Origin of the sequence: Amycolatopsis sp. NBC_01286, from assembly GCF_035982555.1 — a bacterium.
Lineage (GTDB): Bacteria > Actinomycetota > Actinomycetes > Mycobacteriales > Pseudonocardiaceae > Amycolatopsis.
In genome coordinates this window covers 4608259-4621097 of record NZ_CP108428.1, presented here as the reverse complement: position 1 = coordinate 4621097, position 12839 = coordinate 4608259, and the positions used below count along the sequence as shown (strand labels likewise).

General features: G+C 69.8%; 8 protein-coding genes. 5 read left to right on the top strand and 3 right to left on the bottom strand.

The window, feature by feature from the left end; genetic code table 11:
- Positions 1-24: 24 nt before the first annotated feature.
- Positions 25-1044, bottom strand: a complete 1020-nt coding sequence (locus OG570_RS22230; RefSeq protein ID WP_326958972.1) for a Glu/Leu/Phe/Val dehydrogenase dimerization domain-containing protein — start codon at positions 1042-1044, stop codon at positions 25-27.
- An 80-nt stretch (positions 1045-1124) separates the two neighbouring features.
- On the opposite strand from OG570_RS22230, the gene OG570_RS22225 reads away from it, so the two are divergent.
- The 3 genes from OG570_RS22225 (at position 1125) to OG570_RS22215 (ending at position 2572) form a co-directional block, all read left to right on the top strand.
- The gene (locus OG570_RS22225; protein ID WP_326960126.1) at positions 1125-1580 is read left to right on the top strand and encodes an Lrp/AsnC family transcriptional regulator; all 456 of its coding nucleotides are present in this window, start codon (positions 1125-1127) and stop codon (positions 1578-1580) included.
- A 126-nt stretch (positions 1581-1706) separates the two neighbouring features.
- Positions 1707-1964, top strand: coding sequence for a hypothetical protein (locus tag OG570_RS22220; RefSeq protein ID WP_247055854.1), 258 nt, complete (start codon positions 1707-1709; stop codon positions 1962-1964).
- A gap of 41 nt (positions 1965-2005) precedes the next feature.
- Complete coding sequence (locus OG570_RS22215) at positions 2006-2572, top strand: GNAT family N-acetyltransferase (protein ID WP_326958970.1); 567 nt, start codon at positions 2006-2008, stop codon at positions 2570-2572.
- Between the two features lie 56 nt (positions 2573-2628).
- Here the strand turns inward: OG570_RS22215 and OG570_RS22210 are convergent, their stop codons facing one another.
- Both OG570_RS22210 and OG570_RS22205 read right to left on the bottom strand, forming a co-directional pair.
- A complete protein-coding gene (locus tag OG570_RS22210; protein WP_326943622.1) occupies positions 2629-5349 on the bottom strand; it encodes a GH92 family glycosyl hydrolase in 2721 nt (906 codons plus the stop codon).
- Between the two features lie 283 nt (positions 5350-5632).
- Positions 5633-6265, bottom strand: coding sequence for a YigZ family protein (locus OG570_RS22205; RefSeq protein WP_326958968.1), 633 nt, complete (start codon positions 6263-6265; stop codon positions 5633-5635).
- 547 nt (positions 6266-6812) lie between these two features.
- Here OG570_RS22205 and gltB point away from each other — a divergent pair.
- A complete protein-coding gene (gltB, locus tag OG570_RS22200; RefSeq protein WP_326958966.1) occupies positions 6813-11384 on the top strand; it encodes a glutamate synthase large subunit in 4572 nt (1523 codons plus the stop codon).
- Complete coding sequence (locus OG570_RS22195; RefSeq protein WP_326958964.1) at positions 11377-12828, top strand: glutamate synthase subunit beta; 1452 nt, start codon at positions 11377-11379, stop codon at positions 12826-12828. The genes gltB and OG570_RS22195 overlap by 8 nt, the downstream gene beginning before the upstream one ends.
- Positions 12829-12839: the final 11 nt, after the last annotated feature.

The window sequence follows — 12839 nt, the reverse complement described above, 5'->3', positions numbered from 1 at the left end:
GGGTGCCCCTCACGACCTCCGGCTTCAGCGAGGGCTGGGCGCCGTAAGACGGCGCTCGGCCAGCGCGGCCGCCTCCCGCAACGGCGTCGTCGAGTGCGCCTGTGCGGCCGTGAGGATGCCCTCCACCGTCCCTTCGATCGACTCGACGCGGGCCAGCGCGGCGTCGTGGTCCAGGCCCTCCGCCTCCCGCGAAAGCGTGTACAAGATCCCGCCCGCGCTCGCGACGTAGTCCGGCACCCACAGCACGCCCCGGGCGGCCAGCGCGTCCGCGACGGCGTCGTCGGTCAGCTGGTTGTTCGCCGGGCCCACCACCAGCGGCGTGTCGAGCCGGGCCACGCTCTCCGGGCTCAGCACGCCGCCCACCGCCGCCGGGATGACGACGTCCGCCGTCAGGGTGAGCGCTTTCTCCGGCGGGACCCACTCGAAGCCGCGAGCCTCGGCACGCTTCGCCGGGTCGACGTCCGAGACCACCACCGACGCACCCGAAGCCTGCAGGCTCGCGGCCAGGTGGGCCCCGACCGCGCCGTAGCCGCTGATCACCACCCGGCGGCCGGCCATCGAGCGTGTGCCCGACGCCGCCCGCAGCGCGGCGAGGACGCCGAGCGCCGTCGGGCCGCTCGACGAGCCCGTGCCGCCCGCGGACTCGGGTGTGCAGAACGCGTGCGGCGAGACCTCGCGCAGCACCAGCATGTCGGCCGGGCCGGTGCCGACGTCCGGGCCCGCGAGGTACGCGCCGTCGAACGAGGCGATCAGCTCGGCGTGGTCCAGAAGGACGTCCCGCCGTTCCGCCGGAGAGAGCACCCGGCCGGGCTCCAGCGCGATGACGCTCTTCGCGCCGCCGAAGTCGAGGCCGGCGACCGCGCACTTCGCGGTCATCGCCGCCGAGAGGCGCAGGACGTCGTCGACGGCGTCGGTCAGGCTCGGATAGGCCTTGAGGCGGCAGCCGCCGACGGCCGGGCCGAGGACGCTCGAATGGATCGCGACCATCGTGGTGACGCCGGATCGGCGGCCACGACGGGCGATGAGCTGCTCATGTGCGGTCATGGGCACTGAAGTTAGAGTGATCGTCGGCGATGTCGACGTGTCGCCGAACTAAATTCGGCAATCACGAGGAGCACCCGGTGCTGGACGAACTTGATTCGGCGATCGTGCGCCTGCTGCAGGAGGACGCCCGGCAGACCAACCGCGAGATCGCCCGGAAGGTCGGCATCGCGCCGTCGACGTGCCTCGAACGGATCCGGCTGCTGCGGGAGCGCGGCGTCATCCGCGGTTACCACGCCGACATCGACCTCGCGAGCCTCAACCGCGGCGTCCGGGCCCTGGTCGCGGCGCAGGTGCGGCCGCTGAGCCGGGCCGTCATCGACACCTTCCAGCGCTCGATCGCCGAACTGCCGGAGGTGTTGTCGGTGTACGTGACCGCGGGTAGCGACGATTTCCTGATCGAAGTCACCGCCCCCGACATCGACGGGCTGCACGCCTTCCTCACCGACCGCCTCGCGATCCGCCGGGAGATCGTCGGCTTCCGCACTTCGATCATTTTCCGGCACCTGCGCAAGACGACGTTGGAACCACTGGCCTAAGGGGTACCCGGACGAAGACTGCGCATCACCCCTGAATACACCCCCTGAATACCCGGATTCGCACGCTGAGAGGGGAAACTGCCGGTGGTGAAGCGTCTAATGAAAACGACGGAAGGAGGCACCGCCATGATCACCACGTTGAACCATCGTGAGCGGGCCACACTGAGAGCCGTGGCCGAGGGTCACGCCGAAATCAGCTGCAGCTGCGAGCCCGACCTCTTCATCGACGGCCTGAGCTGCTGCGATCAGTCCACCGTGCACCGGCTGGCCCGCCTGGGCCTGATCGCGCCGGCCCGCCCGGGCAAGTGCGGCCAGCGCGTCCCGGCACTACTCACCGAAGCCGGTTCGCAAGCACTGGGTGAGGTCTTCGCGACCGCCGCGTAATTGCGTTGCCGCGCAGTGGGGGCCCTGCCAGCATCGCCCGAATGCACGTATTCCTCGAGACCGAGCGGCTGATCCTGCGCCGGTTCACCGAGAGCGACGCCGACGCGCTGTTCGACCTCTACGACGACGCCGCGGTGATGAAGTACATCGACGGGGGCCGGCCGGCGGATCGCACGGAGATCGTCACCCTCGACCTCCCCGCGTTCCTCGGCTACTACGAGCGGTTCCCCGGTTACGGGTTCTGGGCCGCGATCGAGAAGAGCACGGGCGATTTCCTGGGCTGGTTCCACTTCCGGCCGCGGCCGGCGGACCCGCCCGACGAGCCCGAACTGGGGTACCGGCTGCACCGAGCGGCCTGGGGCAAGGGCTACGGCACCGAAGGCTCGATGGCGTTGCTCGCGAAAGGCTTCGACGACCTGGGGGTCAAGCGCGTCACGGCGTTCACCATGACGGTGAACCAGCGCTCGCGGCGCGTCATGGAAAAGCTGGGGATGACGCTCATCCGCACGTACTTCGACGAGTTCCCGGAGCACGACCTCGCCCCGGGCGCGGAACACGGCGAAGTCGAGTACGCGATCACGCGCGAGCAGTGGGGGTCGCGGTCGTGAGTGTTCAGGGCGGTTAGAACCGCCCTAAACACTCACGACGAGCTGCGGCAGAAGGCTCAGCCGTGGACCTCGAACTCGTAGATCCGCGCCGCGCCGTTGCCGTCGTTGGCCGCGGTGGTGATGTTCAGCTTCACGTAGCGGGCCGACCTCGCGGTGATCGGGTGGTACGTGCGGCTGGCCCGGGAGCCGGTCACGGACGCGACCGTCGTCCAGTTCGTGCCGTCGGTCGACGTCTGGATCGTGAACGCCCCGGTGTTCCAGGCCGTGGTCTCACCGCCGAGGCCCGCGTGCTCGACCACGAACGACGACACGTTCTGCGCCGACCCCAGGTCCACCTGGAGGAACTTCGTGGCGGCCGTGGTGCAGAACTTGCTGTTGTTCATCAGGCTGCCGTCGACGGCGTTGCCCGCGCCCTCGGCCGAGTTGCACGCCGCCGAGCCCGTGGCGGCCTTGCCCTGCGCCAGGTTCGTGCCGAGGTTCGGCGCGGCGGCCGGCGGCGTGAAGCCGTCGTTGTACGACGGCGGGACGTCCGCCGCGTTCGTGCCCCACGCGCTCGGCGACGAGCCCATCGTGTAGTTCAGCGTCGACGCGCCCGCGATGTCGCCGTAGCGGATCCACGACTTCGTCGTCGCGGTCCCGTTGACGCTCAGGCTCTGCACGTACTGCGAGCCCTGGCCGGCGCCACTGCCGTTGATCTGGATCGTCCCGCTCGGGCGGATGATCGAAACCGCCGGGAACAGCGGGCCGTGCAGGGCCAGGACGTCCGCGCCCGGCGTCGCCGGGTACATCCCCAGCGCGGCGAAGACGTACCACGCCGAGGTCGCGCCGAGGTCGTCGTTGCCGGGCTCGCCGCCCGCGCCGGTGGTGAACGACTCGTTCATCACGCGCCGCACCGCCGAACTGGTGCCCTGCGGGTGGGCGGCGTAGTTGTACGCCCACGGCACGCCGTGCTCGGGCTCGTTGCCGATGTAGAAGTACGGCTGGGTGAGGCCGCCGTTGAGCTGCGTGAAGTGGTGGTCCAGCCGCTGGACGGCGGTCTTCGCGCCGCCCATCAGGTTGATCAGGCCCTGGTAGTTGTAGGGCACCATCCAGGTGTACTGCGACGGGTTGCCTTCGGTGTAGCCGCTGTTGCTCGACGGCACGACCGGCCAGGCGAACGTGCCGGTGCTGCCCCGCGGCTGGATGTAGCCGGAGTCGGTGCCGTACACGTTCTGCCACCACTGGGCGCGCTGCATGTAGGTGTTGTACTTCGTGGTGTCACCGACGGCTTTCGCGAACTGCGCCACCGCGAAGTCCGACGCCGAGTACTCGAGCGAGTCCGACGGGTCCTCGGTGACGTAGTGCCGGCTGACGTACCCGGACTGGCGCCCGCGGATCGCCTGCCCCTGCGCGGCGCCGCCGTTGGAGCTCTTGTCCATCAGCGTCAGCGCGGCCGCCGTGTCGAAACCGCGGACACCGAAGGCGTACATGCTGCCGACGACGATCGGTCCGGGGTCCCCGGTCATCACGAAGTGCTCGTTGTTGTTGTGCGACCACTTGGGCAGCAGCCCGCCCTGCTGGCCGTCGAGCACCATCGACTTCGCGATGTCGCTGGCTTCGTTGGGCGCGACCAGCCCGATCAACGCCGCCCACGACCGGTAGATGTCCCAGCCGGAGTAGTTCTGGTACACGGTGTGCGTCGCGGTGTGGATCGCCTGGTCGAACCCGCGGTACTGGCCGTTGGTGTCGCTGGCGATGTTCGGGTTCTGGAACACGTGGTACAGCGCCGTGTAGAACTTCTGCAGGTCCGCGGCCGCGCCCCCGGTCACCTGGACGCGGTTGAGGATGGTGTTCCAGCTCGTGTCGGCCGCGGCGCGGACCCCGGCGAAGTCGAACCCGGGGTTCTCGGCCGCGAGGTTCGCCTGCGCGTTGGCCAGGCTGACGAACGAGATGCCGACCTTCGCCTGCACGGTCGTGTTGCTCGAGGTGTCGAAGGTGACGTAGCCGCCGGAGTTCGTGCCGCTGGTGCTCGCGGACCCGGCGCTCACCGTCCCGCCGAGCCAGGTGCCGAAGCCGCTGGGCGCGCGGTCGAACTGGACCACGTAGAAGATCTGGTAGGTCTTCGACGACCCGCAGAAGCCGCCGCCGGTCACCGTGCCGGTGAGCTGGCTGCCGCTGATGGCGATCGACCCGTTGCGGTTGCCGGTCGCGCTGCGGCCGGTGTTGACGAGCAGCCGCGCGGTCGTCGTGTTCGGGTAGGTCAGCTTCATGGAGCCGGACCGCTGGGTGGCGGACAGTTCGACGGTGGTGTTGTAGTTGTCGAGCTTGTTCTTGTAGTAGCCGGGCGCGGCCGACTCGTTCGCCTTCGTGTAGCGCCCGGCGTACCCGGTCCAGCCGGTGCCCGGCGACGTCCCGATCGCGCCGGTGATCGGCAGCAGGCCGAGGTCCTCGTTGTTGGGGCAGCCGGCGCCGTTGAAGTGGGTGAGGCTGAACTCTTCGATGCTGGTGTCGCTGTAGCGGTAGCCCGACGGCGACCCGGTCGGGGTGTCCGGGCTGAACTGCGTCATCCCGAACGGCACGACGGCGCCCGGGTACGTGCTGCCGCCGGCGCCGCCGGGCACCGGGTTGGGCGAGTTGCTGTTGTCCGTGCCGATGAAGGGATTCACGTACTGCGTAAGGGCGAGCGTCGCGGCGCCGGCGGCCGGAGCGGGCAGCGCGGCGAGCCCCGCGCCCACGAGGACCGCGGCGAGCGCCGCTCCCCGAAGCCGTCTCCTGAACCTTGACAGTGGTCCGGACATGGAACCTTCCTCTCCTCGGCACGCAGTGGCTGACAACGTTGTCAATCGGCCCGAAAGCTGCACTTTCCCAGGGAAAGTGCAGCTTTTTGAGGCTCGTGAGGCTGATGTGGTGATCGAGGGTGGTGCGCGGCCCGGTTCGGGGCGGGCCGGGTGATCCGGTGGTCGGGGGAAGGACATGGTGCCACGGGCGAATACCTCCGCGGTAGCACCGAAAGTCCGAATCCCCCTTGTGCGCCAACCGAATGCGCGTGCTGTCAGCCCACTAGCCGGTGGTGGTCCGCACTCACGCGCCCCCGGTGACCCACTGCTCGCCGAGTTCGACGGCGTTCGCTTCGCCGCCGGTGAGGTCGGCCAGCCGGCTCGCGAACACTTCGGACTCGCCGGGCGCCAGGCCGATCTCGAAGCGGGCCAGCTCGTCGAAGCGCGTCGCGCGCAGGACGTACCGCGACGCGCGCAGGTCGTTCTCCAGCCGGCCCGCGCGGTCGTAGCTCACGGCGACCTCAACCACTTGGAGTCGACGGTGTTCTAGTACGCCTACTACGTCGATCGCTTGTGCCACAGCCTGTCCGTACGCGCGGATGAGCCCGCCCGCGCCGAGCAACACCCCGCCGAAGTAACGCGTCACGACCGCGACCGTGTCCGTCAACTCCCGGCGGCGCAGCACTTCCAGCATCGGCGTGCCCGCGGTGCCCGCCGGCTCCCCGTCGTCACTGGAACGCCGGGTCCGTCCATCCGGGCCGAGAACGAAGGCGAGACAGTGGTGCCGGGCGCCCGGTCCGGCGCGCCGCCGGCCCGCGATGAACGCGCGCGCGGCCTCCTCCGACGTCACCGGAGCGAGCGCGCAGAGGAAGCGGGAGCGCTTGATCTCGACCTCGTGGCTGCCCTCCCGAGCCACGGAGAGATAACGATCAGTCATCGGCCGGGTTCACCATGTACCCAGCTTCTCACCCCGGAGCCGGGCACCGGCACCCGCCTCGGACCACTTGAGACGGACGTTTCCGCAGGTCAAGGCGATATTTTCCGCAGCGGAGGGAGACGCGGCCTGGCATATGGGACTGCCCCCGTGCCCGTCAACGCAAGCGTGGCATTTCCCACCCGGGGGCGACGACGTATGTCGATAACAGCGAATTCACACTATCGTCATAAGACCCGGCGAACCCGGGAGTAACACCGCGCGCTCCGGCTGACCCCCACCACAGTGGTCTGCCTCTGCGCGCACGCAGTACCGAACACGTTCGGCTGCCCAGTGTTGTGCGGCCTCCCAGATGACCCGCGTCCGGTTTCCGGGCTCCTTCGGTGACGCCGACCAGCCCGGCCGATACCTCGCGGCATCTTGCACCTCGACAACAGCAACTGTTCTCGACTGACCATCGCGGTACCGGACCACTTCGTTAACCGGTTCAGTTCGAACCACTCGATGAGGTGAGTACCGGTCACGCCAACGCCTTGGGAGGCGGCCAGCCGTGACCCACCGTGCCAGTGCCCTCCCCCCGTCGGGGGAGCAGCTCAGCAACGCCGAGGCCAAGGGCCTCTACCGGAGCGAATACGAACACGACGCCTGCGGTGTCGCGTTCGTCGCCGACCTCACCGGACGCCGGGATCATGCCATCGTCGCGAAGGCCCTGGTCGCGTTGCGCAACCTGGAACACCGCGGGGCGCGGGGCGCCGAACCGGATACCGGGGACGGCGCCGGGCTCCTGATCCAGATCCCGGACGAGTTCTTCCGCGAAGTCGTCGATTTCGCCCTGCCCGAACCGGGCACCTACGCCGTGGGCACCGCTTTCCTGCCCCAGGACGAAAAACGCCGCGGCCGGGCCATGACGACCATCGAGCGCATCGCGGCCGAAGAGGACATGCGCGTGCTCGGCTGGCGCGAGCTGCCGGTCAACCCCGAGCACTGCGGGCCGACCGCGGCCGAGACGATGCCGCACTTCACGCAGCTGTTCCTGGCCGCGCGGCGCCCGAAGCCGGAGCACGCCGACCCGCTGTCGATCGAGCGCAGCGCGTTCTGCGTCCGCAAGCGCGTGGAGCACGAGCTGGCCGCGGAAGACGTCTACTTCCCCAGCCTGTCCTCGCGCACGATCGTCTACAAAGGAATGCTCACCGAGCCCCAGGTCGAGCGGTTCTTCGCCGACCTGACCGACGAGCGCGTCACCAGCGCCATCGGCCTGGTGCACTCCCGCTTCTCCACCAACACGTTCCCGTCGTGGCCGCTGGCGCACCCCTACCGGTACGTCGCGCACAACGGCGAGATCAACACCCTGCGCGGCAACCGCAACTGGATGGACGCCCGCGAGGCGCTGCTCGAGACCGACCTGATCCCGGGCGACCTCAAGCGCATCTACCCGGTGATCACCCGCGGGGCCAGCGACTCGGCGAGCTTCGACGAGGTCCTGGAGCTGCTCCACCTCGGCGGCCGGTCGCTCCCGCACGCGGTGCTGATGATGATCCCCGAGGCCTGGGAGAACCACCAGGAGATGGACCCGGCGCGCCGCGCCTTCTACGAGTTCCACTCGACGCTGATGGAGCCGTGGGACGGCCCGGCGCTGGTCGCCTTCACCGACGGCAGCCAGATCGGCGCGGTGCTCGACCGCAACGGCCTGCGTCCCGGGCGCTACTGGGTCACCGACGACGGCCTCGTCGTACTCGCCTCCGAGGTCGGCGTGCTCGACATCGACCCGGCGACGATCGTCCGCAAGGGACGGCTCGAGCCCGGCCGGATGTTCCTGGTGGACACCGAGGCCGGCCGGATCGTCGAGGACGAGGAGATCAAGGGCGAGCTGGCCACCGCGCACCCGTACGACGAGTGGGTCGAGGCCGGGCTGCTGCAGCTCGACGAGCTGCCCGAGCGCGACCGCGAGGTCCCGCTGCACGCCACGCTCGTGCGCCGGCAGCAGGCGTTCGGCTACACCGAGGAAGACCTCGAAACCATCCTCGAACCGATGGCCCGCACCGCCGCGGAGCCGATCGGGTCGATGGGCAACGACTCGCCGCTGGCGTCGCTCTCCAGCCGGTCGCGGCTCATCTTCGACTACTTCATCCAGCTGTTCGCCCAGGTCACGAACCCGCCGCTGGACGCGATCCGCGAGGAGCTGGTGACGGCGCTGGGCGCGCAGATCGGCGCCGAGCCGAACCTGCTCGTCGGCAACTCGGCGTCGTGCCGCCGGATCGCGCTGCCGTTCCCGGTACTCGACAACGACCAGCTCGCCAAGCTGGTGCACGTCAACGACGACGGCGACCTGCCCGAGTTCCAGGCCGTCACCGTACTCGGCCGGTACAACGTGCACGGCGGCGGCGAGGCCCTGGTCAAGCGGCTCGACGAAATCCGCACCGAGGTGTCGGAGGCGATCGAGGACGGCGCGCGGGTGATCGTGCTGTCCGACCGCGGCACCGACGAGGACCACGCGCCGATCCCGTCGCTGCTGCTGACCGGCGCGGTGCACCACCACCTCGTCCGCGAGAAGACGCGCACGCAGGTCGGCCTCGTCGTCGAGGCCGGCGACGCGCGCGAGGTGCACCACATCGCGCTGCTCGTCGGCTACGGCGTCGCCGCGGTCAACCCGTACCTCGCGATGGCGACCGTCGAGGAGATGGCCCACCAGGGCCTGATCCCGGGCGTGACGCCGAAGGAGGCGACCCGGAACCTGATCAAGGCGCTGGGCAAGGGCGTCCGCAAGACGATGTCCAAGATGGGCGTCTCGACCGTCGCGTCCTACACCGGCGCGCAGATCTTCGAGGCGATCGGGCTCGGCGAAGAGGTCATCGAGAACTGCTTCACCGGCACGACCTCGCGCCTCGGCGGCGTCGGCTTCGACACCCTGGCCGAAGAGGTCGCGAAGCGGCACCAGTACGCGTTCCCGGCCGACGGCGTCCGCGCCGCCCACCGCCAGCTGGAGACGGGCGCGGATTACCAGTGGCGCCGCGAGGGCGAGCCGCACCTGTTCAACCCGCAGACCGTGTTCAAGCTCCAGCACTCCACCCGGTCCGGGAAGTACGACGTCTTCAAGGAGTACACGAAGGCCGTCGACGACCAGGCCGAGAAGCTGCTGACGCTGCGCGGGCTGTTCGGCTTCAAGTACGGTGAGCGGCCGCCGGTGCCGATCGACGAGGTCGAACCGGTCTCCTCGATCGTCAAGCGGTTCGCCACCGGCGCGATCTCCTACGGCTCGATCTCGATGGAGATGCACCAGACCCTCGCCATCGCGATGAACCGCCTCGGCGGGAAGTCCAACACCGGCGAAGGCGGCGAAGACGCGGAGCGACTGTACGACCCGGAGCGGCGAAGCGCCGTGAAGCAGGTCGCTTCAGGCCGCTTCGGCGTCACGAGCGAGTACCTCGTCAACGCCGACGACATCCAGATCAAGATGGCGCAGGGCGCGAAGCCCGGTGAAGGCGGGCAGCTGCCCGGCGCGAAGGTGTACCCGTGGATCGCGAAGACGCGGTACTCGACACCGGGTGTCGGCCTCATTTCGCCGCCGCCGCACCACGACATCTACTCGATCGAGGACCTCGCCCAGCTGATCCACGACCTGAAGAACGCCAACCCGGCCGCGCGCATCCACGTGAAGCTCGTGTCCGAGGTCGGCGTCGGCACGGTCGCGGCGGGCGTCTCGAAGGCGCACGCCGACGTCGTGCTCATCTCGGGTCACGACGGCGGGACCGGCGCGTCACCGCTGTCGTCGATCAAGCACGCCGGCGGCCCGTGGGAGCTGGGCCTGGCCGAGACGCAGCAGACGCTGCTGGCCAACCGGCTGCGCGACCGGATCGTCGTGCAGACCGACGGCCAGCTCAAGACCGGCCGCGACGTCGTCATCGCGGCGCTGCTCGGCGCCGAGGAGTTCGGGTTCGCGACCGCGCCGCTGGTGGTGTCGGGCTGCATCATGATGCGCGTCTGCCACCTCGACACCTGCCCGGTGGGCGTCGCGACGCAGAACCCGAAGCTGCGCGAGAAGTTCAGCGGCAAGGCCGAGTACGTCGTCAACTTCTTCGAGTTCATCGCCCAGGAGGTGCGGGAGTACCTGGCGGAGCTGGGCTTCCGAACGATCGCCGAGGCCGTCGGGCACGCGGAGTTCCTCGACAAGCGCAAGGCCGTCGACCACTGGAAGGCGGCCGGGCTGGACCTGTCGCCGATCTTCCACGTGCCGGACATGGCCCCGGCCGGCCTGCGCCTGCAGCAGACGCAGCAGGACCACGGGCTGGAGAAGGCGCTCGACAACACGCTGATCCAGCTCGCCGAAGGCGCCCTCAACTCGGGTGACAAGGTGCGGCTGGAACTGCCGGTGCGCAACGTGAACCGGACCGTCGGCACCATGCTCGGCTCGGAGCTGACCAAGCGGTGGGGCGGCGAAGGGCTGCCGGACGACACCATCGACGTCACCTTCACCGGGACCGCGGGCCAGTCGTTCGGCGCGTTCGTGCCGAAGGGCATCACGCTGCGGCTCTACGGCGACGGCAACGACTACGTCGGCAAGGGTCTCTCCGGCGGCCGGCTGATCGTGCGCCCGTCCAAGGAGGCGCGCTACGCCGCCGAGGAGCACATCATCGCCGGCAACGTGATCGGCTACGGCGCGACCAGCGGCGAGATCTTCATCCGCGGCAAGGTCGGCGAGCGGTTCTGCGTGCGCAACTCGGGCGCGCTGGCCGTCGTCGAAGGCGTCGGCGACCACGGCGCGGAGTACATGACCGGCGGCCGGGTGGTCGTGCTCGGGTCGATCGGCCGCAACTTCGCGGCCGGCATGTCCGGCGGCGTCGCGTACGTGCTGGACCTGCCCGCGCACCGCGTCAACCCGGAGATGGTCGACCTCGACCCGCTCGACTCCGAGGACGCGGACTTCCTGCGCGAGGCCCTCGAAAAGCACTACGACGAAACGGAGTCCGCGGTCGCGCGCGCCCTGCTCGCCGACTGGGACGCCGGCGTCGACCGGTTCGGCAAGGTCATGCCGAAGGACTACAAGCGCGTGCTCGCCGCCCAGGTGCAGGCCGAGCGGGACGGGCGCGACGTGAACGAGGCGATCATGGAGGCCGCACATGGCTGACCCCAAGGGCTTTCTGACCACCACGCGCGAAGAGCCGACGCGCCGTCCGGTCGACCTGCGGCTGATGGACTGGCGCGAGGTCTACGAGGACTTCGCGTCCACGAAGCTGGAGAAGCAGGCCGGCCGCTGCATGGACTGCGGCATCCCGTTCTGCCACCAGGGCTGCCCGCTCGGGAACCTCATCCCGGAGTGGAACACGCTGGTGTGGCGGGAGGACTGGCAGCAGGCGGCCGACCGGCTGCACGCGACCAACAACTTCCCGGAGTTCACCGGCACCCTGTGCCCGGCACCGTGCGAAACCGCGTGCGTGCTGGGGATCAACGACGATCCGGTGACCATCAAGCGCGTCGAGATCTCGATCATCGACCGCGCCTTCGCCGAGGGCTGGGTGACGCCGGAGGTGCCGGCCGCGCGCACCGGCAAGAAGGTCGCGGTCGTCGGGTCCGGCCCGTCGGGTCTTGCCGCGGCGCAGCAGCTCACGCGCGCGGGCCACAGCGTCGTGGTCCTCGAGCGGGCCGACAAGATCGGCGGGCTGCTGCGCTACGGCATTCCCGAGTTCAAGATGGAGAAGCACCGCCTGGACCGCCGGCTCGCGCAGATGGAAGCCGAGGGCACGGAGTTCCGGACGTCGGTGAACGTCGGCGTGGACCTGTCGGTCGCCGAGCTGCAGTCGTCGTACGACGCGGTGGTGCTGGCCGGTGGCGCCACGGACTGGCGCGACCTGCCGATCCCCGGCCGCGAGCTCGACGGCATCCATCAGGCGATGGAGTTCCTCCCGCCGGCCAACCGGGTCGCGTCGGGTGACCTCGAGTCGTCGCCCTTCGACGCCTCGGGCCTCGACGTCGTCGTCATCGGCGGCGGCGACACAGGCGCGGACTGCGTCGGGACGTCCCACCGCCAGGGCGCGCGGTCGGTGACGCAGCTGGAGATCATGCCGCGGCCGCCGGAGGCCCGCTCGGACGCCCACCCGTGGCCGACCTACCCGATGATCTACCGGGTGTCCTCGGCGCACGAAGAGGGCGGCGAGCGACTGTACTCGGTGAACACGCAGGAGTTCGCGGCCGACGCCGACGGCCGGGTGCGCGCGCTGAAGCTGGTCGAGGTGCGCAACGAGGGCGGCAAGTTCGTCCCGGTCCCCGGTTCCGAACGCGAGCTGCCGGCGCAGCTGGTGCTGCTGGCGATGGGCTTCCTCGGACCGCAGAAGAAGGGCCTCATCGAGGACCTGGGCGTCGAGCTGGACGCACGCGGCAACGTCGCACGCGACAAGACGTTCAAGACGAGCCTGGACAACGTGTTCGTCGCGGGCGACATGGGCCGAGGCCAGTCGCTGATCGTCTGGGCGATAGCGGAAGGCCGTTCCGCGGCCGCGGGCGTCGACGCGTTCCTGACGGGCCGCGGGATCCTGCCGGCCCCGATCGCCCCGACGGACCGCCCGCTGACGTAAGACCCGGCGCC

What these genes read in the sequence shown, in the direction of transcription:
- OG570_RS22215 (WP_326958970.1), top strand. Translation starts at nt 2,006, where the DNA reads ATGCACGTATTCCTCGAGACCGAGCGGCTGATCCTGCGCCGGTTCACC.
- OG570_RS22195 (WP_326958964.1), top strand. Translation starts at nt 11,377, where the DNA reads ATGGCTGACCCCAAGGGCTTTCTGACCACCACGCGCGAAGAGCCGACG.
- OG570_RS22230 (WP_326958972.1), bottom strand. Translation starts at nt 1,044, where the DNA reads ATGACCGCACATGAGCAGCTCATCGCCCGTCGTGGCCGCCGATCCGGC.
- OG570_RS22205 (WP_326958968.1), bottom strand. Translation starts at nt 6,265, where the DNA reads ATGACTGATCGTTATCTCTCCGTGGCTCGGGAGGGCAGCCACGAGGTC.
- OG570_RS22210 (WP_326943622.1), bottom strand. Translation starts at nt 5,349, where the DNA reads ATGTCCGGACCACTGTCAAGGTTCAGGAGACGGCTTCGGGGAGCGGCG.
- OG570_RS22220 (WP_247055854.1), top strand. Translation starts at nt 1,707, where the DNA reads ATGATCACCACGTTGAACCATCGTGAGCGGGCCACACTGAGAGCCGTG.